18 protein-coding genes, 1 tRNA gene and 2 pseudogenes are annotated in these 22,408 nt (G+C 73.9%); 6 read left to right on the top strand and 15 right to left on the bottom strand.

What is annotated here, in order from left to right:
- Positions 1-74: 74 nt before the first annotated feature.
- The 6 genes from AB0958_RS34390 to AB0958_RS34365 form a co-directional block, all read right to left on the bottom strand.
- Complete coding sequence (locus AB0958_RS34390) at positions 75-983, bottom strand: aminoglycoside phosphotransferase family protein (RefSeq protein WP_366894384.1); 909 nt, start codon at positions 981-983, stop codon at positions 75-77.
- A gap of 97 nt (positions 984-1,080) precedes the next feature.
- Entirely contained in the window at positions 1,081-2,304 is a 1,224-nt protein-coding gene (locus AB0958_RS34385) for a ferritin-like domain-containing protein (protein WP_366894383.1), read from the bottom strand.
- Positions 2,301-3,155, bottom strand: coding sequence for a phosphate/phosphite/phosphonate ABC transporter substrate-binding protein (locus tag AB0958_RS34380; RefSeq protein WP_366894382.1), 855 nt, complete (start codon positions 3,153-3,155; stop codon positions 2,301-2,303). Before AB0958_RS34380 ends, AB0958_RS34385 begins: the two co-directional genes overlap by 4 nt.
- The gene (locus AB0958_RS34375) at positions 3,152-4,312 is read right to left on the bottom strand and encodes an acyl-CoA dehydrogenase family protein (RefSeq protein WP_366894381.1); all 1,161 of its coding nucleotides are present in this window, start codon (positions 4,310-4,312) and stop codon (positions 3,152-3,154) included. Before AB0958_RS34375 ends, AB0958_RS34380 begins: the two co-directional genes overlap by 4 nt.
- A gap of 185 nt (positions 4,313-4,497) precedes the next feature.
- Complete coding sequence (locus AB0958_RS34370) at positions 4,498-5,724, bottom strand: hypothetical protein (protein WP_366894380.1); 1,227 nt, start codon at positions 5,722-5,724, stop codon at positions 4,498-4,500.
- Positions 5,725-5,895: 171 nt separating this feature from the next.
- Positions 5,896-6,519 carry a TetR family transcriptional regulator C-terminal domain-containing protein gene (locus AB0958_RS34365; RefSeq protein ID WP_366894379.1) on the bottom strand — a complete coding sequence of 208 codons (624 nt, stop codon included), beginning with the start codon at positions 6,517-6,519 and terminating at the stop codon, positions 5,896-5,898.
- Positions 6,520-6,609: 90 nt separating this feature from the next.
- Here AB0958_RS34365 and AB0958_RS34360 point away from each other — a divergent pair, with 90 nt between their 5' ends.
- Entirely contained in the window at positions 6,610-7,944 is a 1,335-nt protein-coding gene (locus AB0958_RS34360) for an NAD-dependent succinate-semialdehyde dehydrogenase (RefSeq protein ID WP_366894378.1), read from the top strand.
- Between the two features lie 133 nt (positions 7,945-8,077).
- Here AB0958_RS34360 and AB0958_RS34355 read toward each other — a convergent pair whose 3' ends face one another.
- The 8 genes and pseudogenes from AB0958_RS34355 to AB0958_RS34320 form a co-directional block, all read right to left on the bottom strand.
- Positions 8,078-9,265 carry a VWA-like domain-containing protein gene (locus AB0958_RS34355; RefSeq protein WP_366894377.1) on the bottom strand — a complete coding sequence of 396 codons (1,188 nt, stop codon included), beginning with the start codon at positions 9,263-9,265 and terminating at the stop codon, positions 8,078-8,080.
- Between the two features lie 11 nt (positions 9,266-9,276).
- The gene (locus tag AB0958_RS34350; RefSeq protein WP_366894386.1) at positions 9,277-10,446 is read right to left on the bottom strand and encodes an AAA family ATPase; all 1,170 of its coding nucleotides are present in this window, start codon (positions 10,444-10,446) and stop codon (positions 9,277-9,279) included.
- Positions 10,447-10,508: 62 nt separating this feature from the next.
- On the bottom strand, positions 10,509-12,302 hold the full coding sequence (locus tag AB0958_RS34345) for an ankyrin repeat domain-containing protein (RefSeq protein ID WP_366894376.1): 1,794 nt from the start codon (positions 12,300-12,302) through the stop codon (positions 10,509-10,511).
- Positions 12,299-13,432, bottom strand: a complete 1,134-nt coding sequence (locus AB0958_RS34340; protein WP_366894375.1) for a gala protein — start codon at positions 13,430-13,432, stop codon at positions 12,299-12,301. Before AB0958_RS34340 ends, AB0958_RS34345 begins: the two co-directional genes overlap by 4 nt.
- Positions 13,433-13,541: 109 nt before the next feature.
- Positions 13,542-13,614 (bottom strand) — tRNA-Arg (locus AB0958_RS34335).
- A 77-nt stretch (positions 13,615-13,691) separates the two neighbouring features.
- Positions 13,692-14,012: pseudogene (locus AB0958_RS34330) on the bottom strand (discoidin domain-containing protein); the annotation flags it as partial.
- Between the two features lie 98 nt (positions 14,013-14,110).
- Positions 14,111-15,589 carry a glutamate--cysteine ligase gene (locus AB0958_RS34325; protein WP_366894374.1) on the bottom strand — a complete coding sequence of 493 codons (1,479 nt, stop codon included), beginning with the start codon at positions 15,587-15,589 and terminating at the stop codon, positions 14,111-14,113.
- Positions 15,590-15,751: 162 nt separating this feature from the next.
- Positions 15,752-17,266 carry a PucR family transcriptional regulator ligand-binding domain-containing protein gene (locus AB0958_RS34320; protein ID WP_366894373.1) on the bottom strand — a complete coding sequence of 505 codons (1,515 nt, stop codon included), beginning with the start codon at positions 17,264-17,266 and terminating at the stop codon, positions 15,752-15,754.
- A 150-nt stretch (positions 17,267-17,416) separates the two neighbouring features.
- Between AB0958_RS34320 and speB the strand changes: the two genes are divergently transcribed.
- From speB to AB0958_RS34300, 4 genes are read left to right on the top strand one after another with little or no spacing between them, the layout of a single operon-like run.
- Complete coding sequence (gene speB, locus AB0958_RS34315; protein ID WP_366894372.1) at positions 17,417-18,385, top strand: agmatinase; 969 nt, start codon at positions 17,417-17,419, stop codon at positions 18,383-18,385.
- Complete coding sequence (locus AB0958_RS34310; RefSeq protein ID WP_366894371.1) at positions 18,382-19,950, top strand: cytosine permease; 1,569 nt, start codon at positions 18,382-18,384, stop codon at positions 19,948-19,950. The genes speB and AB0958_RS34310 overlap by 4 nt, the downstream gene beginning before the upstream one ends.
- A gap of 5 nt (positions 19,951-19,955) precedes the next feature.
- Positions 19,956-20,609: a cyclase family protein gene (locus tag AB0958_RS34305; protein ID WP_366894370.1), complete on the top strand. Its 654-nt coding sequence runs from the start codon at positions 19,956-19,958 to the stop codon at positions 20,607-20,609.
- Complete coding sequence (locus AB0958_RS34300; RefSeq protein ID WP_366894369.1) at positions 20,606-21,013, top strand: nuclear transport factor 2 family protein; 408 nt, start codon at positions 20,606-20,608, stop codon at positions 21,011-21,013. Before AB0958_RS34305 ends, AB0958_RS34300 begins: the two co-directional genes overlap by 4 nt.
- A 64-nt stretch (positions 21,014-21,077) precedes the next feature.
- Here AB0958_RS34300 and AB0958_RS34295 read toward each other — a convergent pair.
- A pseudogene (locus tag AB0958_RS34295) lies at positions 21,078-21,200 on the bottom strand (alpha-L-rhamnosidase C-terminal domain-containing protein); the annotation flags it as partial.
- 400 nt (positions 21,201-21,600) lie between these two features.
- Between AB0958_RS34295 and AB0958_RS34290 the strand changes: the two are divergent.
- Positions 21,601-22,344 (top strand): DUF3566 domain-containing protein, encoded by a 744-nt coding sequence (locus tag AB0958_RS34290; RefSeq protein WP_366894368.1) that lies wholly within the window; start codon positions 21,601-21,603, stop codon positions 22,342-22,344.
- The last annotated feature ends 64 nt before the right edge of the window (positions 22,345-22,408 follow it).

Raw genomic sequence — 22,408 nt, 5'->3', positions numbered from 1 at the left:
CCTTCTGATGGATCTCCGCGGCGTCGCGACGCCCGGCACGCACGCTCGACGCACGGAGATCCATCAGAAGGGCCCTAACCGAAGCGGTCGTGGTCGGTCAGGACGTCGGTGATGATGCGCTGGTTGGTGGCGGCCGGTTCCTGATCGGTGTCGATGCACTCGGTCAGGGTCAGCAGGGACTTCCACAGCGCCCAGCCCCGGGCCCGGGCCCAGGTGCCGTCGTCCTGGCCGACCGCGTGCCGGAACGCCTCCCTGCTCTCGCCGTGGAACATCCCCCACGCGATGAGCAGATCGCAGGCCGGGTCGCCGACGCCCGACGTGCCGAAGTCGATGACGGCTGTCAGTCCCCCGTCCGCGACCAGCAGGTTGCCGGCCGCGATGTCGCCGTGGAACCACACCGGTGTGCCGTCCCACCGGGCGGCGAGGGCGGCTTCCCAGACGGCCGCGGCGCGGTCCGTGTCGACGCGGCCGCGCAGGGCGGCCAGGCAGCGGCGGGTCTCGTCGTCGTAGTGGGCGGGCGACGCCCCGCGGAACCAGCTGTGCTCCCCGGCCGGCGGACCGCCCGTGGCGTCGCAGCGCTGGAGGGCGAGGATGAACTCGGCCACCGAGACCGCGAACCGCGACAGGTCGTCGATGTGCCCGCGGTCGGCCCGCTCCCCGTGCAGCCAGCCGCGAACGGACCACGGGAAGGGATACCCCTCGCCCGCGGTGCCCAGCCCCAGGACCGGTGGGACGGCGACGGGCAACGACGGCGCCAGCCGGGGCAGCCAGTCGTTCTCCTTGGCGACCGCGGGGACGTAGCCCGCGGCGGTGGGCAGGCGCGCCGTCATGTCCTCGCCGACGCGGAAGGTGCGGTTGTCCCAGCCGTCGACCTCCACCGGGGTGACGGGCCTGCCGCTCCATTGCGGGAACTGCGCGGCGATCAGCCGTTTCACCAGGGCGGCATCGATTCCGGCGCGGCCGTCGGGCGGAGTCGTGACCATCCACCGATGATCGCCCCGGCGGTGATGAGGAGGCAACGGATTTTCGACCGGGCCGGTCCTGTCCGATACCCTGAACGAGGGTGCGATCAGGGGCCGTTCACATGAAATTGCGAGTGTGCAGGGCGGAGAGGGCCGCCGCCTCGTCGTCGGGGAAGCCCAGCCGGGACAGCCGGTGGCGACGCCTCTGGTCCATGTCGGACCGCAACCGCCGCACCGCGTGCCAGCCGCGTTCGATCGCCTGCGGGGTCCAGGAACCGGCGGCGAGCAGCACCAGGGCGTCGAACACCTCCGCGTTCAGGCCGGCGGTGTGCGTCAGGGCCTCGTGGCGGCGTTCCACGGCGGCCCGCAGCCTGCCGCGCAGTCGGGGGTCCACGGTGCTGCGGTGTTCGAGGTGGCCGAGGCCGAACGCGACGTGCCGCGCCTCGTCCTGGCGGACGAGCCCGCTGATGCGGTGCGTGACGGGGTCGGGGGCGTGCCGCTCCAGGAACGCCAGCAGGTTGAGGAAGCTGCCTTCGCCGAGGACGGAGAGCAGGAAGGACGCGATGGAGAAGTCCGGCTCTGTCATCAGGGTCGCCAGCGAGGCCCTGCCGCCCACCGAGGAGGTTCCCATCCGGCCGCCCTTGAGCAGCGCCCGCCGGGTGAAGACCTCCACGTGCCGGGCCTCGTCGGCGGCCTGGACGGCGAGCAGTTGCAGCACCTCCCGGAAGTGCGGGTGCACCTGGGTCAGCAGCCGTCCGGGGATCACCAGGGCGGCCTGTTCGTTCTCCACCAGGTAGGTCATCACCTGTACGACGGCCCGCTCCACGTCGTCGGGCAGGGTGAAGGGCGTCTCCCACGGGATCGCGGTGTGCGGGTCCCACTGCGCGGCGGCCGCCTGGCGGTACAGGCGTGGTGCCAGCTCCGTCCAGACGATGTCGCGGTCGGCGACGGCGAAGTGCGTCTCGGGTCCGCCGGCCTCGACGAGCGCGCCGCGCGCGGCCAGCCCCCAGTGTGCCGCGGCGTGCTCGGCCACACCGTCCGCCTCGGCGCCTCCGGCCCGTTCGGCACCGGCCCAGCGGGCCTGCACCGCGGTGCCCCGGTGCACATGGGCGCGGACCGGGGCTTCCCCGGGGAGCGCCGCCGTGACCGTGTGGCCTTGTCGACGGCACCAGACCGCGAGATGGGAGAGCAGTTCCGGATGCGTGCCCGACACGGCGACCGGCCGGCCGGGGGCCGCCCGGCCGAGCGCCCGGCTCAGCAGCAGGTGTGCTCCCTGGTCGAAGCCGAGTCCGGCGAGGTCGAGCGGCAGCGCGGTGCCGGGCTGCCGGTCGCCGTGGGTCACGGCTGGTAGCCGGTGGCCGTGATCCCGCCGTCCGGGTCGTAGAAGCCCGTGGCGTCGACGGCGGCCTCCAGTTGTGCGAAGCCGCTTTGGCGAGCCGGGACCCAGCGGGTGAGACCTTCCAGGTCGAGCAGGTGGCGCACGTGGGGATCGGCGTAGGACATCGACAGCAGCAGGGTGGTGAGGCGGTCGGCCCGCTCCGCGGCGAGTGCGGGCCCGGCGGCGAGCACGCAGTGGTCGTAGGGGGCCGTGCGGGTGAGTACCCGTGTGCTGTCCGGGGGCAGGGTTCCGTCCTGGGTGAAGGCCAGGTGGTTGGCGTCGATCATGCAGGCCGCCGCGGCCCGGCCGGCCAGCAGGGTGCGGGCGGCGTCCCGTTCGCCGCCGATGTGGTCGCCGTGCAGTCCGACACCGCTGTCGTGGCGTTCGACGCGCAGGCCGGTGTCCGTGTCGATGCCCAGTTCCCGCAGGTGGTGCAGGGGGATCAGGGTGGCCTGGGGCGAGTCGAGCGCGCCCACCGCGATGGTGCGGCCCTTGAGGTCGGCGACCGCGGCGAGGGGTGCGTCGGCCCTGACCACGACCACCGAGGTGAGGTCCTGGTCGGTGTCGCGCATGACGAGCGGCCGGACGTCGGCGCCCGCCGCCCGGGCCAGCCGCCGGGTGCGCAGCCAGGCCAGCGGCGACTGCCAGGCCATGTCGACGCGGCCGCGCACCAGGTCCTCGGTCTGCCGTTCGTAGTGGGAATAGAGCACGAAGTCGAAGGGGAGTCGCTGCCGGCGCAGCCAGGTCCGGAAGCCGGACCAGATCGTCACCACTTTGGGGTCGTAGGCGACGGCCCCCAGGACCAGCGGGTTCACCGTGCCTCCTCGAACAGGGGCAGGCCGAGTCCGGCCCGTCCGCAGAAGTCGTACAGCGCCTCGGTGGTCGGTGCCATCACGCGGGCCGCCAGAGCATCCCGGAAGCGGCGTTCCACTCCCCACTCGCGGCGGAACGCGCTGCCTCCGCACAGCCGCATGACGCTGTCCGCCACCTCGGCGGTGGTCTCCGCCGCCAGCGCCTTGACCTGGAGCACCCGCAGCGTCGCGTCACGACGGCCGGTGTCGAGCGCGGCGAGGGTGTCGTCCAGGAAGGCACGGACGGCGTCGGCGCGCAGTCGCGCCAGGGCGTACTCCCTGCGGGCGTGCGGCTGCTCGGCCAGGCTCTGCCCCAGATGCTCGAGTCGGGTGGTGCGCAGGTGGTCGGCGGCCAGCGCGAGGAGCGCCTCGCCGGCGCCGAGGCAGAAGGCGGCGCTCAGGACGAGGAAGCGGGGCAGCACCAGTTCCAGGGCGGTGGACAGGCCCTCGCCGTCCGCGGCCAGCCGGGCCGTGACGGGGATCCGCACGTCCTTGGCGCCGACGGGGCTGGAGGCGTTGCCGCGCAACCCGAACCCGTCGTAGTCGCCGTGCACGTCCAGGCCCGGGCTGTCGCTCGGCACCAGCCACAGGGTCATGGGGCCCGCGGCCCGAAGGGGCCGGCTCGACCACACGTAGCTGTCCGCCTCGCCGGCCGAAGTGACCCAGGATTTACGGGCGTTCAGGAGTACCTCCTCGGTGTCGTCCTGGACGGCGGTGCTCACGGGGGCCCAGAAGTTGCTGCGCGAGCCCTGCTCCGAGAAGGCCAGGGTGCTCAGATGGCGTCCTTCGGCGACCGCCCGCCGCACGGTGTCCGGGCCGTGCGCCTCGATGGCGGACACGGCCGCGTAGTGCATCAGCAGTACCATGGCGGTCGACCCGCAGGCGCCGGCCAGCCGCTCGACGACCCCGGCCGCCTGCCGCAGGTCCGCGTCCGCCCCGCCGAACTCCGACGCGCTGAGCAGACCCAGTCCGCCCGCGGCAGCGAGGGCCCGGATCCCCTCCCGGGGGAAGGCACCGTCCCGGTCGACCTGTTGGGCAAGCGGGGCGACGACGTCCTGGATCACCGCGTCCAGGGCCTGCACGGTGTCCGATGCCTGGGCGGAGCGGGCGGGCTGCGGCATGGCGGCCTCTTTCATGATCGGTGCGTTGTGCCACCTTCGCACCTGATGATCCGTTTCCTACCGAAACGCACCGCGCCGACCCCGGAAAGACCCGAGGCCGGGTCAGCCCGGGACGTGACGGAGGTACTGGGTGAGCGTCCGGCCGGGAACCGACCCGGAGGGGACGCTGCCGACCCGGACCCCGCTCATGGCCGCGTCGAAGGGTTCGGCGTTCGGGTCCGCGTCCAAGGTGAACCGGGTGGAGCCCAGACGACCGCGTGGAAAGGACCGTTGACCGCTACCGGGTCCGTGGGCGGGAGTGCCGCGCTGCCTGCCACGACACCGCGCCGGTCGACCTGTGCGGCGGCGGAGTTGAGGCCACCGAGGGAGGCGAGGCAGGTGAAGGCGCCGGTGTCGGCGCGGGCGACGAAGGCGAAGGAGTTGGGGGCGAAGTTGTCACCGGCCATGAAGCTCCCGTTGATCTGCCTGGTCTCGGTGACGCCGCGCCCGGAGCCGACGGTGGCGGTCGTACGGGTGGTGAGGTCGTACGTGCTGGAGAGCAGGCCGTCACCGCCGACGACCGTGTTCCCGCTGACCAGCTGCGCGATCAGGAAGTGGAACCCCAGGTCGGTGCGGACCCCGGTGCGCAGGTCGTAGGCGTATCCGGAGAGGCTGTTGCCGGCCGTGCGGGACTGGCCGACCACGATGGCGCCGCTGACGTCGTTGGCCGTGCTGGAGCTTCCGCCGAGAGTTCCGAGATCGGTCATCGTCCCGGTGCGCAGGCTGTACGCGAATCCGTGCGTGGTGGTGGCCGGTGCGTTCGGCAGGGAGGAGCTGCCCACGACGGTCGTACCGCTGACGGCCGCCGCGGTACTGGTGCCCGAGGGGCCGGCGAGGCTGCCGAGATCGGTCATGGTCCGGGTGCGCAGGCTGTACGCGAAGGCGTGGGTGACCGTGTCCCCGGAGAGCGACGACTCCCCCACCACGGTGTCGCCGTCGAGGCCGGTGACATGGGTGCTGCTGCCGCCGAGCGTGCCGATGTCGGCGAGTCGGCGGGTGCGGAGGTCGTAGACGAATCCATGGGTCGGGCCGCCGGCGGAGAGGTCCGACTCCCCGACGACGTGCTCTCCCGCGACGCCGGTCGCCCTGCTGGAGTCCCCTAGCGTGCCGAGGTCGGTCATGGTGTGCCGACGCAGGTCGTAGGCGAAGGCGTGTTCGGCGGCGTCGCCGCTCGTCAGGGAGCTCCCGACGACCGTGCCGCCGTCGATGGCGGTCGCCTCGCTGCGGGTACCGCCCAGGGTGCCCAGGTCCCGTACCGCGTACCGCACGGACGGCGTCGTCGGCGCGGCCGACGGCGTGTCGGCCCCGTAGGCCGGTCCGGCGGCCGCGACGAGCAGGCCCGCGCCCGCCAGCAGCCAGGCACGTGAACGCATGCGCATGATCCCCCTGAAGTGGTCGGTCGGCACGAGCGCGGTCCGGCAGGGCCCCGCGCCCTCCCCAGGCACGGGCCGGCCGGATGCCGCACAGTCCCCACTTGTACATCAGTTCCGATCGGCCACACAGTGGGCGGTCGGCCACGAACGGGACACCCGTGGGTGCCGACCTCAGCCGGTGAGCAACGCGCCCCGCGGCAGGCCGAGTTCGGCCTCGGCGACGGTGCGTGGCAGGTCCGCGGTGGTCGTCATGCGGTGGTCGGCGGTGGTGTTGACGTACGCGCTGGCGCCGTCGATGGCGACGAGCACGCGGGTGGCGGCGCCCCAGGGGTCCGCGCAGGCGAAGACCCCGTCCGCCGCCCCCGCGGCGATGAGCTCCGCCAGGCGCCGGCACCACAGCAGCTCCTGCTTCACGACGTGCTCGCGCAGCGCCGGACGGTAGCGCGAGAGGTGCCGTGCGTTCAGCCAGAGCTTGCTGACGTCGTGGAACTCGGCGCTCGACGTGAGCCCGAAGAACCTCCGGAAGGTGTCCAGGGGGGCGTCCGGCCGCGGCGGGAGCAGGCCGTCGAGTTCCGCCATGGTGGCGTGGGTGAACGCCTCGGCCACCAGTTCGTCGGCGGCCGGGAAGTAGTGGCCGACGAGTCCGGGCCTGACGCCCAGCCCGTCGGCGACCCGGCGCAAAGTGATGCACTCCAGGCCCTCGACGAGGCCGATCCGCGCCGCCGTGGCGACGATTTCGTGACGGCGCTCGGCGGGTGCCTTGCGGACGCGCTTGCCCGGGGCTCTTGACGTCATGCGGTGGATGGTATTGGGTGGGCGACCAATAGACAACTGGTCGCGTGCCCAATAAGCGCCCCGCACATACCCGCCGCATCTGGAGACACCATGTACGCCGTCATCGACCCGACCACCGGCGAGGTCGTCGAGACCTACCCGACCGCCACCGACGCCGAGGTCGCCGCGGCCGTCGACGCCGCCCACGCCGCCGGCGCGTGGGGCCGGTCCGCCTCCGTGGCCGAGCGCGCCGCGCTGCTGCGCCGCCTCGGCGACCTGCACGCCGAGCACGGCGCCGAACTGGCGGCGAGCATCGTACGGGAGATGGGCAAGCCGGTCGCCGAGGCGGAGGGCGAGATCGGCTTCTGCGTCGACATCTACCACTACTACGCCGACCACGCCGAGGAGTTCCTGGCCGACGAGCCGCTCCCCGTCACCTCCGGCCCGGGCACCGCGGTCGTACGGCGCGGTCCGGTGGGCGTGCTGCTCGGCATCATGCCGTGGAACTTCCCGGCCTACCAGGTCGCCCGGTTCGCGGCCCCCAACCTGGCCGTCGGCAACACCATCGTCCTCAAGCACGCCCCGCAGTGTCCCGGTACGGCGGCGCTGCTGGAGCGGCTGTTCACCGAGGCGGGCTTCCCGGCGGGCGCGTACGTCAACGTGTACGCCACCAACGAGCAGATCGCCGACGTGATCGCCGACCCCCGGGTGCAGGGCGTCTCGCTCACCGGCTCCGAGCGGGCCGGGGCCGCGGTCGCCGAGATCGCCGGACGGCACCTGAAGAAGGTCGTCCTGGAGCTCGGCGGCTCGGACCCGTTCGTGGTGCTGTCCACGGACGACCTGGACGCCGTCGTCGAGGCCGCGGTGGCCGCCCGTCTCGACAACACCGGCCAGGCGTGCAACGCCGCCAAGCGGTTCGTGGTCGTGGCGGACCTGTACGACGCGTTCGTCGCGAAGTTCACGGCCCGGCTGCTCGAGTCCGCCACCGGTGCGCCGCTCTCCTCGGCGGCCGCCGCCGAGACCCTCGCCCGGCAGGTCGGTGACGCCGTGGCGCAGGGTGCCACCCTGCACGGCTCCGGCGAGCGGCGGGGCGCCTTCTTCCCGGCGGGTGTGCTCACCGGGCTGACCACGGAGCATGCGGCGGCCCGCCAGGAGCTGTTCGGACCGGTCGCGATGGTCTTCCCGGCCGCCGACGAGGACGACGCGGTACGCATCGCCAACGACACTCCGTACGGCCTCGGTTCGTACGTCTTCACCACCGACCCCGAGCAGGCCGCGCGGGTCGCCGACCGCATCGAGGCGGGCATGGTCTTCGTGAACGGTGTCGGAGCCGAAGGTGCCGAGCTGCCCTTCGGCGGGGTGAAGCGCTCCGGCTTCGGCCGGGAGCTCGGCCGTCTCGGCATCGAGGAGTTCACCAACAAGAAGCTGATCCGCACGGTGGCCTGACCGCCACAGCGCAGCTGCGGGGCCCGTGCCGGTACGACCGTCACGGGCCCCGGCCACGCCCAGGAACGCCGCCATCGGCACCCGGCGGCCGACGTCGCCCCGGGGTCTTTCGAACCCGAGCCGCGGCCATGGGTCAGCCCGGGACGCGTACCGTCTCCACCCAGTGCGGTGGCTCGGGGGCGTCCGTGCCGATCAGGGCCGCGATGATGCGGCAGGGCGGGGGCTCGTCGGGCCAGGGCGTGTGTCCGTCGGTCAGCACGACGACGATGCTCGGGCGGTCCGGTGTCGCCAGCGACGCCTCGATACCGACCCGCATGTCGGTGCCGCCCCCGCCGCCGAGCGTGATCTGCTCGGTCGCCGTCACCCGGGAGACGGCGTGCACGTCGGCGTCGCACGCGAGCACGCTGACGCGGTTGCCGCGGATGCCCACCTCGCGCAGGACGCCCGTCACCTCCGCGAGGGCGGCGCCCAGTTCGGCCTCCCCCATCGAACCGGAGGTGTCGATGACGACGGCCACCCGGGGCAGCGGGCGGCGCAGGCTGGGCAGGACCACGCCGCGCAGCGCCGGGGTCCTGCGCGAAGGCCGGCGGTAGGTGTAGTCGACCGCCCCGGAGGCCCAGGCGGCGGCCTCCCGGACCGCGCCGGTCAGCGCCCGCCGCCAGTCCACGGTGGGTTCCAGGATCTCCTCCGCCCAGCGCTGCCAGCCCGCGGGCAGGGTGCCGCGGCTGCGCCGGTGGGCGCGCATCGCCTCGGCGGTCGCCCGGCGCAGGGCCTGCGCCTCGACCTCGCCGAGCCGGGCGGGACCGGCGGAGTCGGACAGTTCCCAGGGCACGGGCCGGCCGTGGGCGCCCGACCCGCAGTCCGGGGTGCGCACGTGCGCGGGCAGCGCGTCGACGTACGCCTCGAACAACTGGCCCTCGGGGAGGCCGAAGAGGCGCGGCTCCATACGCCCGCCGGGCAGCCGCAGGCCGTCGGCGAGCAGGTCGTCGTTGATCTCGCAGTCCTGCGCGACATTGACGCGGTGCGGGTCGCGCTGGGTCGCGGCCGGGAGCCGGTCGGCCCGGCCGTGGTGGTCGCGCAGCAGGTGGGCCGCCTCGTGCACCCAGACGCCCGCGAGTTCGGGGACGGGGGTCGCGTCGACGAACGCGGGCGACACGTAGCAGCGCCAGTGGCGGTCCACGCCCATCGTCGGCACGTCCCCGCTCGGGACGATGGTCAGCGCGTACAGCGCGGTCGCCAGGTAGGGCCGGTCGCTCGCCGCCCGGTAGCGGGCGGCGAGCAGTTTGGTCATGTCGAGGGCGGCACGGGACTCCTCCGGCATCCCCGCGCGCCTCACCGGCCGGCGCCGGGCAGCGCTCCGGACATCTGCAGCAGGTCCAGGAACGCGTCGATGCCCGGCGGGACGGGCCAGTCGAGGTGCCGCATCATCGCGAGATCGGTGGCGGCGCGGGCCGCCACGTCCGGTACCCCGGCGTCCACGGCCTTCGCCAGCACCGCCCAGCCCGCCTCCCAGCGGGGCCGGGTGAGGTCGCCCTGGATGGCGGCGACCACCGCGATGAGGAACGCGAGCTGCCGGTCGCCGCGGTCGGGCAGGGCGAAGGCGTCCGGGTCGGCGAGGACCCGGTCGGGGTCGGGCAGGTCGAGGTGTTCGAGGTAGGACAGCAGCTCGATGCCGGCGCCATCCCCGATCGCGCCGGTGAGCGCGGCGGCCAGCGCCTCGCGGCCGAGGCCCGACGCGTAGCCGGTGGCGAGCAGTCTGAGGGCCATCTCCCAGGTCCGGGGGGACGGCCAGGCCCTGCCCCGGCTCTCGGCGTCACCGGGGATGTGGTGGACCAGGCCGGGCCGGGCGGTGAGGAAGCCGGAGACGGCGCCCCGGGCCCGTGCGACCGCACCGGGCACCCGGCCGGCGTCGACGACGGGCACGGTCACCTCCGGCCAGGTGCCTGCCATGCCGCGGGCGACCGTGCGGGGGTCGTGGGTCCATTCGAGATGGACGAACCGGTTGGCGAGCGGCGGGCTGAGGTGCCAGCCGTCCGCCGCGCTGGAGGGCGGGTTGGCGGCGGCGACGATGCGCACCGCGTCCGGCAGGACCAGGCTGCCGACGCGCCGTTCGAGCACCACGCGCAGCAGGGCCGCCTGGACGGCCGGCGGTGCGGAGGAGAGTTCGTCGAAGAAGAGCAGGCCCTGTCCGGCCCGGGCGAGGCGGACGGCCCAGTCGGGCGGTGCCATCGGCACGCCGGTGACGGCGGGGTCGTCGCCGACGATCGGCAGTCCGGCGAAGTCGGACGGCTCGTGCACGCTGGCGATGACGGTCTCCAGCGCCAGGCCGAGTCCGGCGGCGAGCTGCTCCAGGGCCGCCGATTTGCCGATGCCCGGTTCGCCCCAGAGCAGGACGGGCTGGTTGGCCGTCACGGCCAGGGCGAGGGCCTCCAGTTGCGGGTTCGCGGCGGGCTCGGTGCGTCGCGTACGCAGCCTGCGGTTGAGGTCGTCGGCGGCCGCCAGCGGACCGACGGGGTCGGCGGAGGCAGCGGGAGCGGGGGCGCCGCGGTCGGTGCGGTGGGTGCTCACAGGACCGGTTCTTCCTCGTCGTCGGGGTCTTCCGAGTCGTACTGCCCCTGCTCGTCCATCCACTCGTCCCACCAGTCGGCGCCGATGCCGGGATGCTCGGCCTGCACGCGGTCGCGGAGGAAGGCGAGGTCGGGCCGCTGGTAGCGGCGGACGAGCTGGGCGAGGGACAGTTCGGACTCGTCGGTCACGTCGAGCCGCGCCCCGGCGGCGACGAGCGCCTCCACCAGGGCCTTGGAACCGAGGTCGTTGACCGCCGTGAACAGCGGTGTGCGCTCGCGCAGGTCACGGGCCTCCAGGTCCACTCCCGCGGCCAGCAGCCGGGGCAGGAGCACCTCGTGGTCCAGGAGGTTCAGCACGTGCAGCAGGGTGCGGCCGCCGGCGTCCCGTACCCGGGCGTCGACACCCGCGTCCAGGAGTGCCAGGACGCCGGGGGTGTCACCGTGCTGGGCGCGCAGGAACAGTTCGCTGCGCTGCGCCCTGAGGGCCTTGGGCAGCCGGCCCTTCCCCGACGCCCAGGTCTGCTCCACGGCGAAGCATCCGGCGACGGTTCCGCCGAAGGCGCGCAGGGCCCGTTCCCGCTGCCGTTCGTCGTCGCTGTGCGGCATGCTCAGCGGGCCGCCGGGCCGGAAGCCGACCTCGTGCCATGCACCGCGGCACCTGACCCGCACGGGCGCGGGGGCCGTCGGCGCGGGTGGGCCGCCCTGGCCCGCCGGGACGCGCAGGGCGGGGAACAGCGCCTCGCGGACGAGCGGATGGAGTTGCTCGGGGGCGATCCCCCCGTCCCGCAGGAGATCGAGGTCGGGAAGCCTGCGCCAGAGGGCCTCGGCGAGGAAGGGCAGGCCCTCGGCCTCCTCCCGGTCGACGGTGCGCACCAGCAGCCCGTCGCCGTCGACGGGCTCCAGCAGGAGGTAGGTCCGCCAGTGCGCCGCGATGAGGAACCGGTCGCCGACGCCCGCGGACCGCTGCCGGCGCACCTCGGGCTCCAGGCGGGCGTGGTTCAGCGCGAGCCCGCTCAGCAGCTGTTCCGGGTCGGCCCGGTACCAGCCCGGCTTGTCGGGAGGCGTCAGGTCCAGCCGAATGCCGGCCGCGGCGAAGGCGGCCGGCGCCCCTTCCCTGCGGTGCGTCAGCATGGTCAGTTCGGTCCGCGCCGTCGGATCGTCCGGGCCGGGTCCGGCGGTCGGCAGGTGGTCCGGGCCGAGTGGGGTGCCGTCGGCCCGGAAGAACGGCGACCGGTCCTGGCCGCCGCCGCACCGCTCGCGCAGTTCGGCGGTGTGCCGTGCGTCCCAGAGGTGCCGGGCCAGGCGCCAGTCCTCGGTGGTGGGCCCGAAGACGCCGACGCCCTGTTCGTCCCCGACGGTCCGGAACCGCAGCGCGATCCGCTGCGGTCCGTCGGCCATGGGTCCGGTGGTGATGTGCAGGTACGGCGTGGCCCGCGGGCCCTCGTGCGGTGCGATCGGCCGGTAGCGCGCGAGGACGACCGTCCGGTCCGTGGCGAGCGTGGTCCGCCCGCCCAGGTGCCGCGGCAGGTGCCAGCGCAGCAGGTCGGGGGCGAGGTGACGGAGGTCGTCCGTGAGGGCGGCGGCGACGTCGTCACCGCAGTGCTCGGCGATCTCCGGCAGGTCGAAGACGACGTCCACGTTCGCCGCCGCGCAGGCGCCGCGCCAGTCACCGGCCGTCCGGCGCTCGGTGGCGCGCTCGATCATCCAGCCGGGCACGGCGTACCGGCGTACCCGGCGTCTGCCGGATGCCTCGTCCGGTGGGAGGCAGCGGAGTTCGCCCGGGGAGCTCACCGGTAGACACTTCCTATCGCGCGCAGGTCCGGATGGGCCGTGCCGAGGGGCCGCAGCCGCTGGGTGAAGGACCGCTTGACCCTGCGGGGCAGCCCGGGACCGAGGCCGACGTACTCCAGGGGCGAGTCGTCGGGCACCGCGGCCAGCAGCGTCTTGGCACCCCGGCCGGTCAGGCCGGTGTGGCACAGCTCCAGTCGGCGCAGCGGGCTGCCCGGCAGGGCGGCGGCCAGCGCGTGGGCGCCGTCGTCGCCGGTGGTGTTGGCGGGGGCACCGAGGCTGCGTTCGGACAGGGGGCGCCCCAGGTCGAGCGCCTCGACACCGGCCAGGGAGCCGGCGAGGGCCCGCGCGCCGGCCGGGCCGATGCCGTTGCCGCCGAGGCCGAGGCGAACCGGGCGGCCCGGGTCGGCCGCGGCGGCGAGGATCGCGGCGCCCGCGTCGCCGAGGTGGTTGGCGGGGAGGTACAGCTCGCGGACGCCGGCCTCGCGAATCAGCGCCGCCAGCAGCGGGGCGGCTTCGGCGGTCAGGCCGTTGCCGCCGAGGAAGAGGCGCTCGACGGGGGTGGGCCGGCCGGTGAGGGTGGCGAGCAGGGCGCGCAGGCCGTCGGTGGTCAGGCCGGTGTTGACCAGGTCGAGGGTGCGCAGTGCGGTGTTGTGGCGGAGCATCCCGGCGAGCGCGCGGGCGCCCTCGTCACCCAGAGGGTTGCGCTTGAGCCAGAGGGCGCGGACGGTGTCGTCGGTCGTGAGGGCGTCGGCGAGCGCGGCGGCGCCCTGCGGGCCGATGCGGTTGCAGCCGAGGTAGAGGGTGCGCAGACCGTGGCCGTCGGTGAGCGCGTCGGCGACCGTGCGGGCTCCCTCGTTCCCCATGGCGTTGGTGCCGAGCAGAACGTGCGCGGCGTGCGGGGAGGCGGCGGCGACGGGCAGCACGCGGGCGGCGCCGATCGCGCCGAGGCCCTGCTTGCAGAGGTCGATCCGGCCGTCCGCGCGGACGGTGCCGAGCGGGAAGGTCTCGTCGGTCTCCAACGGCCGTGCGGACCGCAGGCGGTCGAGCAGCGGTTCCAGACCGGCGGGGTCGCTGATCGGGATGTCCGGGTGCTCGATCGCGGGGCACCGTACGGGTGTCGGCTGCGTCATCACCACTCCACCGGTCCGTCGCCGGGGTCCGGACCGCCGGGGGCGGCATCGCCCTCCGCCCGCCCAGGACGAACCGACGCCCATCGACTTTCCTTCATGACTGGGGCGGCAAGACCGGTCGGATTCGAACCGACGTCCTCCAGCTCGATGCTTGGGCGCGACGACCTCTGCGCTACAGCCTTGCCGCGATGATCATAGCGGATTTTCGACCATGTGTTCGGTGCTTTTCGAGGGTCAGGCCGTCAGCGAGACGCCCGTCTCAGGCGCTGTGGACCCCGACCTCGTACAGCGAGCATCCCCAGCCGGTGCCGCGGCCGAGACCGTGGACCCGGACGTAGCGGGCCGGGGTCCCGGTGAACTCGGCCGTGTCCAGGCCGCCGTCGCCGCTCGTGGTGGACCAGGCGGTCCCCCAGTGCGTGCCGTCGGTGGAGAGTTCGACGCGGTACGCCTTGCCGTAGGCGCGCTCCCAGTCCAGCGTCACCCGGGACACCAGGTGGGTGGAGCCCAGGTCGACCTGCCACCACTGGTCGTCGCTCCAGTCGCTCGCCCAGCGGGTGGTGTCGTCGCCGTCGGCGGCGCGGTTGACGAACCCTTGGGGTTGTCATGAACCGCGCAATACCGCGGACGAGGATCGGGCCGGGCGCCTACCGAGTCAAGCGTCCGGGACGCTTGACCTGATCACTCCACCGGCCAGGTGTGCGCGGCCGCGTTCAGGTGCATGTAGTCCATGTAGGTGGTGGTCATCCGGCGCAGGGCCTCCCGGCGGTCGTGGACGCCGGTCTTCTCCAGGTGGTGGACCGTCTCCGCCTGCCACAGGGCGCCGTTGCGTCCGTCGACACAGCGCCGTTCGATGATGCCCAGCATGGGTTCGCGCCAGGAAGCGTCCAGGCCGGCCAGTTCCAGACCCCGGTGCGCCAGTGGCAGCAGGCGTCTGAGCACCAGCTCGGTGACGGGCACTTCACCCGCCCCCGGCCAGTAGAGCCGCGCGTCGATGCCGTCGCGGGCGGCCGTGTGCAGGTTCTCCTCGGCGACGGCGAAGGACATCCGCGACCACACCGGGCGGTCCTCGTCCACGAGGGCCCGGGTCAGGCCGTAGTAGAGGGCCGCGTTGGCGAGGATGTCGGCCACGGTGGGTCCTGCGGGCAGGACGCGGTTCTCGATGCGCAGGTGCGGGCCGCTGTCCGTGACGGCGTAGACGGGGCGGTTCCAGCGGTAGATCGTGCCGTTGTGCAGGGTGAGTTCGCCCAGCTGCGGCACCCCGCCGGCGTCCAGGGTCCGCTGCGGGTCCTCGTCGTCGCACAGCGGCAGGAGTGCCGGGAAGTAGCGCACGTTCTCCTCGAACAGGTCGAAGACGCTGGTGATCCACCGTTCGCCGAACCACACCCGGGGCCGTACGCCCTGCGCCTTGATCTCCTCGGGACGGGTGTCCGTGGCCTGTTCGAACAACGGGACGCGGGTCTCGCGCCAGAGTTCCTTCCCGAAGAGGTAGGGCGAGTTGGCGGCGAGGGCGACCTGCACACCGGCGACGGCCTGGGCCGCGTTCCAGTAGTCCGCGAAGTCCCTGGGGGCCACCTGGAGGTGGAACTGGGTACTGGTGCAGGCGGCCTCGGGGGTGATCGCGCCGGCGTACATCGCGAGGCGCTCCACACCGTCCACCCTGATCCGCAGGTCCTCGCCGCGGGCCGCGAAGATCTGCTCGTTCAGCAGCCGGTAGCGCGGATCACCGGACAGGGACGTCTCGTCCACGTCCGACTCCCGCAGCGTCGGCAGGATCCCGATCATGATCAGGTGGGCGCCCACGGTGGCGGCGCGCTGCTCGGCGTGGTTGAGCGCGTCCCGGATCGTCTGCTCCCAGGCGCCGGGGCCACCGGAGGTCAGCAGCCGGGGCGGGATGTCGATCTCCAGGTTGAACCGGCCCAGCTCGCTCGACCAGGCCGGGTCGGCGATCGCGGTCAGCACCTCGGTGTTCCGCATCGCCGGGAGCCCGTCGTCGTCCACCAGGTTCAGCTCGATCTCCATGCCGACCTGGGGACGCTCGCTCTCGAAGCCCGATTCGCGCAGCATCCGCGCCAGTACGTCGAGGCAGCCGTGCATCTTCTCGCGGTACCGGCGCCGGTCCTCCCGCGTGAACACCCGGGCCGGCACATCACGTCCCATCGGGCCCTCCGGAGTCGCCTCGGCGGACGCTTCTCGTCCCAGCGTCGCACCTCACCGGCGTCCCGGACACTCGTCGGCGCCCCGCTCACGCCGCGTCCGCCACACCCTGCGTCGAGCGTGCGTGCCGGGTGTCGCGACGCCGCGGGGATCCGTCGAAGGGCCCTACGGCCCCTCGGCCGCCACGCCCAGTTCGGTCGCCGCGCGGACGGCGAACCAGACCTCGGTGAAGGCGGCGGTGGTGGCCAGGTCCCGGCCGGTCACCTCGCCGAAGCGGCGCAGCCGGTAGGAGAGGGTGTTGGGGTGGACGTGCAGGGCCGCGGCGGCGTCCTCGGTGCGGCGGTCGCGTTCCATCCAGGTACGGACGGAGACCAGCAGCTGTGAGCCGTGCGCCGCGTCGTAGCGCAGGGCCTCGCCGAGGACCTGCTCGACCAGCGCGGCCAGCAGTCGGCGGTCCTCCGGGAGCCAGCGCCCGGTGGCGTCCTCGCCGTAGTGGACGAGTGGCTTGCCCGCCTCCTCGGCGCGTCCGGCCGCCCACTCCGCCTCCTGCCGGGCGACCCGCAGCGGCTCCCCGACGGCGAAGGGCCGGCTGACTCCGCACACCACGCCGGGCAGGCCGGCCAGCGCCTCGGTGAAGCCGGGTTCGGCCAGCACCAGCCGGTCCTCACCGCGGCGCAGGGTCAGGTGCGGGTGGTCCGAGAGGGCGACGCCCACGTCCTCGTCCGAGGTGGCCACACCCGGTTGCGCGTCCGGGGTGCGCCGGACCACCGCGAGGACGACCGGCCGCCGCGCGTCCAGGCCGTGGTGGGCCAGCCGGCGCTGGGCACCGGCCGGGTCGAGGGTGTCCTGGAGCATCTCGGCCAGGGTCTCCGCCCCCTCCCGGCGGAGCACCTCGCGTTCCTGGCGGACCATCGCGAGCCGCAGGGCGGCGACGGTGGCCAGGTGCTGGACGACGGCCAGTCCGGCGGGGCGGGCGCCGGCCTGTTCCAGGGCGACCAGGTAGCCGGCGGCTCCGCCCGGGCCGAGAACGGGCAGGACGAAGCCGCCGGGCACGGTCGGCGGGGCGTCGGGATGCGCCGGGAGCACCGAGAGGTCCGCGGGCGCCGCGACCCCGGGCAGCAGGGGCCGTCCCTGAGTGGTGCACAGGAGGATCCGGTAGCCGCTGAGCTGTTCCAGACGACCGAAGAGCGCCGGGGTGTCCAGGTTCTCCTCGGCCATCCAGCGCAGCGCGCCGAAGACCTGGAGCTGGGCGCCGAGCCGCTCGGCGGACTTCTCGCTGACGGCGGCGGCGACCTCCTGCGCGATCGTCACGAAGGGGACCGCGAGGGGCACCTCCAGGACCGGGAAACCGCGTTCCTCGGCCGCGGCGAGGAACGCCTGCCGCAGCGGAGGGGTGCGCAGCTGGGTGCTGAGCACCAGCGCCGCGACGCCCGCGTCGTCGAGCCGCTCCAGGTAGCGCCGCTGGGCCTCGCCGGTGCGGGGCACGGCGAGGCCGACGGTCATGATCACCTCGGAGCCGTGCAGCCAGGGCGTCGGGTCCTCCAGCTCGCTGACGTGCGCCCAGGAGACCGTCCGGCCGAGGCCGCCGCCGCCCGCGAGCAGGCGCATCTGCAGTGCGGGGAAGGAGAGCAGGTCGCCGACGGTGAGGACGGAAGGCGACGTGGCTTTGTGGTCGGGCACAAGACAACTGTAGTTCTTGGTGCCGTCAACAATTGACCCTTCCCTCCGGCCGTCCGCAGACTGAGGCATCCCCCGTCGGCGGAACCACTCATTCCGCCCCGGGGTCCGCTTATCCGGCGGTGCACGCCCCACTCGACAGGAAGGTGCCCGATGACGACCCAGCCCCGTGGACCCGTGGATTCCTCCCGTGTCCCCCGCTACGCGGGACCCGCGACCTTCGCCCGGCTGCCGCGTCTCGACGAGGTGGAGCGGGCGGACGTGGCCGTCGTCGGAGTCCCCTTCGACACCGGCGTCTCCTACCGGCCCGGCGCCCGTTTCGCCCCGGCGGCGGTGCGCGAGGCGTCCCGGCTGCTGCGCCCGTACCACCCGGCACTCGACGTGTCGCCGTTCGCGGCGGCGCAGGTCGTCGACGGCGGTGACATCCCGGTGAACCCCTTCGACATCAACGAGGCGATCGAGACCGTGCAGGCCGAGGCCGGCCGGCTCCAGGCCGACGGGACGAAGCTGGTCACCATCGGCGGCGACCACACGATCGCGCTGCCGTTGCTGCGCGCGGTCGCCGAGCGGCACGGCCCGGTCGCGGTGCTGCACTTCGACGCGCACCTCGACACCTGGGACACCTACTTCGGCGCCGAGTACACCCACGGCACCCCGTTCCGGCGCGCCGTCGAGGAGGGCATCGTCGACACCGAGGCGCTCAGCCACGTCGGCACCCGCGGCCCCCTGTACGGCAAGCGGGACCTGGAGGAGGACCGCCGTCTCGGCTTCGGCATCGTCACCTCCTCCGACGTGCTGCGCCGTGGCGTCGACGAGACCGTGGACGCGCTGCGGCAGCGCATCGGCGACCGGCCGCTGTACGTGTCCGTCGACATCGACGTCCTCGACCCGGCGCACGCCCCCGGCACCGGCACCCCGGAGGCCGGCGGCATGACCTCGCGCGAGCTGCTGGAGATCCTGCGCGGCCTGGCCGGGCTGAACCTGGTCGGCGGCGACGTCGTGGAGGTCGCCCCCGCCTACGACCACGCCGACATCACCTCCTTCGCGGCGTCCCACGTCGCCTACGACCTGATCAGCCTGTTGACCCTGGACTCCGCCGGCCCCCGCGAGGAGCAGACATGACCACCAGCCCCCAGGCGGAGCAGCACGACGCTCCGGCGCTGACCGAGATCGAGACGTACGGAGTGGAGCGCATCCCGGACGCCGACCGCACCGCCCGGCCGCTGGACCTGTTCCGGGTCGCCTTCGGCGGTGCGAACACCTTCGCCACCTGCGTGCTGGGCGCCTTCCCGATCCTGTTCGGGCTGTCCTTCTGGCAGGGCCTGGCGGCCACCGGGCTCGGGCTCGCCGTCGGCGCGCTGATCCTCGCGCCGCTGGCCGTGTTCGGGCCGCTGAACGGCACCAACAACTCGGTGTCCTCCTCCGCCCACCTGGGCGTGCACGGCCGGGTCGTGGGCTCCTTCCTCTCGCTGCTCACGGCGGTCGCGTTCTTCTCCATCTCGGTGTGGTCCTCCGGCGACGCCCTGGTGGGCGGCGCGCACCGGATGTTCCACCTGCCGACCAACGAGGGCGTCTACGCACTGGCGTACGGGTTGTTCGCCGCGCTGGTGCTGACGGTGTGCATCTACGGCTTCCGGTTCATGCTCTTCGTGAACAAGATCGCGGTCGCCGCCGCCTCGCTGCTCTTCGTCCTCGGGCTGTTCGCGTTCGCGGGCGACTTCGACCCCGGCTACGGGGGCAGCTTCCACTCCCTGAGCACCCCCGGCTTCTGGCCCGCTTTCATCGGCTCCGCGCTGATCGTGCTGTCCAACCCGGTCTCCTTCGGCGCCTTCCTCGGCGACTGGGCCCGCTACATCCCCGCCGACACCCCGCGCCGCCGGGTGATGGGCGCGGCCTTCCTCTCCCAGATCGCGACGATCCTGCCGTTCTTCTTCGGCCTGGCGACCGCCTCGATCATCGCCGCCAAGGCGGGGCACTTCCTCGATCCCAGCGCTCCGGACTACGTGGGCGGTCTGCTGGCCGTCTCGCCGTCCTGGTACTTCCTGCCGGTCTGCCTGCTCGCGCTGATCGGCGGCATGTCCACCGGCACCACCTCGCTCTACGGCACCGGCCTCGACTTCGCCAGCGTCTTCCCGAGGTTCAGCCGCGTGCAGGCCACCGTGTTCATCGGTGTCCTGTCGATCTCCTTCATCTTCGTCGGCCGGTTCGCCGCCAACCTGACCCAGTCCATCTCCACCTTCGCGACGCTGATCATCGTGTGCACCGCGCCGTGGATGGTCATCATGACCCTGGGCTTCCTGACCCGTCGTGGCTGGTACGACCCCGAGTCGTTGCAGGTCTTCAACCGCCGTCAGCGGGGCGGACGGTACTGGTTCTCGCACGGCTGGAACTGGCGCGGCATGGCCGCCTGGCTGGCCTCCGCCCTGCTCGCGGTCCAGTTCGTGAACCTGCCCGGTCAGTTCGTGGGCGCCCTGGGCGACCTCGCGGGCGGCGTGGACATCTCCCTGCCGGTCGGTCTCGGCCTGGCCGCGGTCAGCTACCTCGCGCTGCTGTGGCTCTTCCCCGAGCCCCGCGCCGTCTTCGGTCCCGAGGGACCGCGGCTGGTGCGTGCGGTCGACACCCCGGTGCCGCCGATCACCGCCGCCGACGGCGCGCCCGTCGGCGAGCCCCAGCCGGCCGAGGTGTGAGCGGGGTGCGGCTGATCGACCTGTCCGTGCCCCTGCGCACCGGCATGCCGGTCTACCCGGGGGACCCGCAGGTGGACATCCGGCCCGCCCTCACCGCGGCCGAGGACGGCGTCAACGTCCTCCACCTGCGGCTGGGTTCGCAGTCCGGCACGCACGTGGACGCCCCCTCCCACATCGAGGACGGCCTGCCCGCGCTGGACCGGCTCCCCCTGGACCGCTTCGACGGCCCCGCCCACGTGGTCGACCTGCGGGGCCTGCCGCCCCGGACGGCCGTCGGGGCGGACCTGCTCGCCGACGTCCCCGAGGACCGGATCGTGCTGCTCGCCACCGGCTGGTCCGCCCACTGGGGCACCGATGCCTACCACGACCACCCCTACCTGACCCGCGAGGCGGCCGGGCTGCTCGTCGCCCGCGGGGTGCGCACCGTCGGCATCGACGCGCTCAGCGTCGACCCCACGCCCGGCGAGACCCTGCCCGCCCACCGCGTCCTGTGCGGCGCGGGCGCCGTCATCGCCGAGAACCTCACCAACCTGGCCGAGGTCCTCGACGCCCAGCGGGCCGGCCACGACGTCCACGTCAGCCTCTTCCCCCTCCACCTGCCCGGCGCGGACGGCGCACCCGTCCGCGCCGTGGCCCGGATCCCGGAGCAGCAGCCATGAAGAACGACCACGACGCGGCCCTCGCCGCGGCCGACGCGCTGATCGCCGCCTTCGCCGAGGGCCGCACCGACGACTACTTCGACGCCTTCTCGGCCGACGCCAGCTTCGTCTTCCACACCACCGACCGGCGTCTGGACTCCACCAAGGAGTACCGCGAGCTGTGGCGCGAGTGGAGCGAGCAGGACGGTTTCCGCGTCCTCGCCTGCGACTCGAGGGACCGGCGGCTCCAGCTCTTCGGCGACACCGCCGTGTTCACCCACTCGGTGACCACCCGCGTCTCCACCCGGGCCGGGGAGGAGACGCTGCGGGAGCGCGAGACCATCGTCCTGCGGCGCGCGGAGGACGGCGGCTGGCACGCCGTGCACGAGCACCTGTCGCCCGCCCCGGCCGACCCGGCCGCCTGACCGCCGGCCGCGCTCCCGCCGGCGGGACCCGGGTCAGGACCTGAAGCGGTACGAGCCCGCGCGGGCCCGGTGGCACCCGGATCTCGGCCTCCGTGTTGGGAGGGACGGTCACCGAGAGGTCGATCCCGCCGTCCGGGCGGCGCCGCCAGTCCGAGACGGTGTCGATCGCGGCGCTGACGTGGTCCAGTTTGCCGACGAGGCGGCCCGCGGCGGACTGCGTGAGGGTGCACCCCCGAGAGCGCCGCGATCCTCTTCCAGGCGGTGCTCAACGGGCTCCAGTTGCAGTGGCTCCTCGACCAGGACCTCGACATCGTCGGGCCGGTCACCGACTTCGTCCGGCTGCTGTTCGGGCCGGGCGACGGGGCACCGCGGCCGGACTGAGGCCGCAGGGCACCGTTTTCGAGCCCTGGCGGCGTCCCGACACGCACCGCGGAGGGTGACCGTGCGTCACCGCTGATGCGCGATCGGACACGAGCGCCTACCGTCGAAGCAACGACCAGCAGGCCCCCAGGCCGCCGGGCGGCCGACGCGGGCCGTGCGACACGGAACAGGCTCACGAGAGCGCCGGGCCACTCAGGGAGACGCGCATGAGTCGCGCCAAACGCAGACGACACACCGCCCCCCGCCGGGTCACCCCCACGCCCGGCGGCACCGCCCGCATCGCCGACGCGCACCGCACCGCCGAGACCGCCGACGCCCGGCCGGGCCCCGCGACCGGTTCCTCCCCCGCCGGAGACGAGACCGCGTCACCGGCGACGCCGCCCGGCACCCCTGGCCTCGCCCCGGCAGCCACCACCGCCGCTCCTCCCGCCGCGCACCCGGCGCCGACACCGGCCACGCCCTCCGCGACCGAGGCGGCAGCGGCCGGACCCGTCCGTGCCGAGCCCTCTGCCGTGGCCGACGTCGGCCACGCCACCAGGGCGCAGGCAGCCGCGGCCGCGGCCGACGGTGCCCAGCCGACGGCAACCGGTACGGTCCTACGACCCCACGGACGGCGCTCCTCACCGAAGCCGCGGCCACGGACCGTGCGGGCGCGCATATCCGCGGTCGGACGCGGGTCCGTCGCGCGGATGGGCGTCCTGGTCGTCGGCGGCCTCGGCGCGGCCACTGCCGTCGCCTCGACCGTCGCCTGGGGCGTGGCCACGCTCATCGCCCCCGACGCCCTGCCGCGACCGGGCATCTGGCTGACCGTCTCGACGACGGTCATCGTGCTCGAAGTCGTCCTGGGCTCCTGCCTGACGGCCCTGGTCGGCTTCCTGTACAACCTGACCGCCCCGTACGACGGCGGTGTCGAGATCTCGCTCACCGACGACCAGGGCCAGAGCGACTGAGGGCGTCGCGCACGACGCGGGGTGCGGCCAGGCCCGCGGCCGGAGTCGGGGTCGCGGCTACGGC

The organism is Streptomyces sp. NPDC006655 (genome assembly GCF_040703965.1).
Classification (GTDB): domain Bacteria; phylum Actinomycetota; class Actinomycetes; order Streptomycetales; family Streptomycetaceae; genus Streptomyces.
This window is presented reverse-complemented; position numbering and strand designations above follow the sequence as displayed.

Excerpts from the sequence above, each read along its gene's own strand:
- AB0958_RS34390 (WP_366894384.1), bottom strand. The coding sequence starts at position 983 with ATGGTCACGACTCCGCCCGACGGCCGCGCCGGAATCGATGCCGCCCTG.
- AB0958_RS34375 (WP_366894381.1), bottom strand. The coding sequence starts at position 4,312 with ATGCCGCAGCCCGCCCGCTCCGCCCAGGCATCGGACACCGTGCAGGCC.
- AB0958_RS34370 (WP_366894380.1), bottom strand. The coding sequence starts at position 5,724 with ATGCGTTCACGTGCCTGGCTGCTGGCGGGCGCGGGCCTGCTCGTCGCG.
- AB0958_RS34365 (WP_366894379.1), bottom strand. The coding sequence starts at position 6,519 with ATGACGTCAAGAGCCCCGGGCAAGCGCGTCCGCAAGGCACCCGCCGAG.
- AB0958_RS34360 (WP_366894378.1), top strand. The coding sequence starts at position 6,610 with ATGTACGCCGTCATCGACCCGACCACCGGCGAGGTCGTCGAGACCTAC.
- AB0958_RS34355 (WP_366894377.1), bottom strand. The coding sequence starts at position 9,265 with ATGCCGGAGGAGTCCCGTGCCGCCCTCGACATGACCAAACTGCTCGCC.
- AB0958_RS34340 (WP_366894375.1), bottom strand. The coding sequence starts at position 13,432 with ATGACGCAGCCGACACCCGTACGGTGCCCCGCGATCGAGCACCCGGAC.
- AB0958_RS34325 (WP_366894374.1), bottom strand. The coding sequence starts at position 15,589 with ATGGGACGTGATGTGCCGGCCCGGGTGTTCACGCGGGAGGACCGGCGC.
- speB (WP_366894372.1), top strand. The coding sequence starts at position 17,417 with ATGACGACCCAGCCCCGTGGACCCGTGGATTCCTCCCGTGTCCCCCGC.
- AB0958_RS34310 (WP_366894371.1), top strand. The coding sequence starts at position 18,382 with ATGACCACCAGCCCCCAGGCGGAGCAGCACGACGCTCCGGCGCTGACC.
- AB0958_RS34300 (WP_366894369.1), top strand. The coding sequence starts at position 20,606 with ATGAAGAACGACCACGACGCGGCCCTCGCCGCGGCCGACGCGCTGATC.
- AB0958_RS34290 (WP_366894368.1), top strand. The coding sequence starts at position 21,601 with ATGAGTCGCGCCAAACGCAGACGACACACCGCCCCCCGCCGGGTCACC.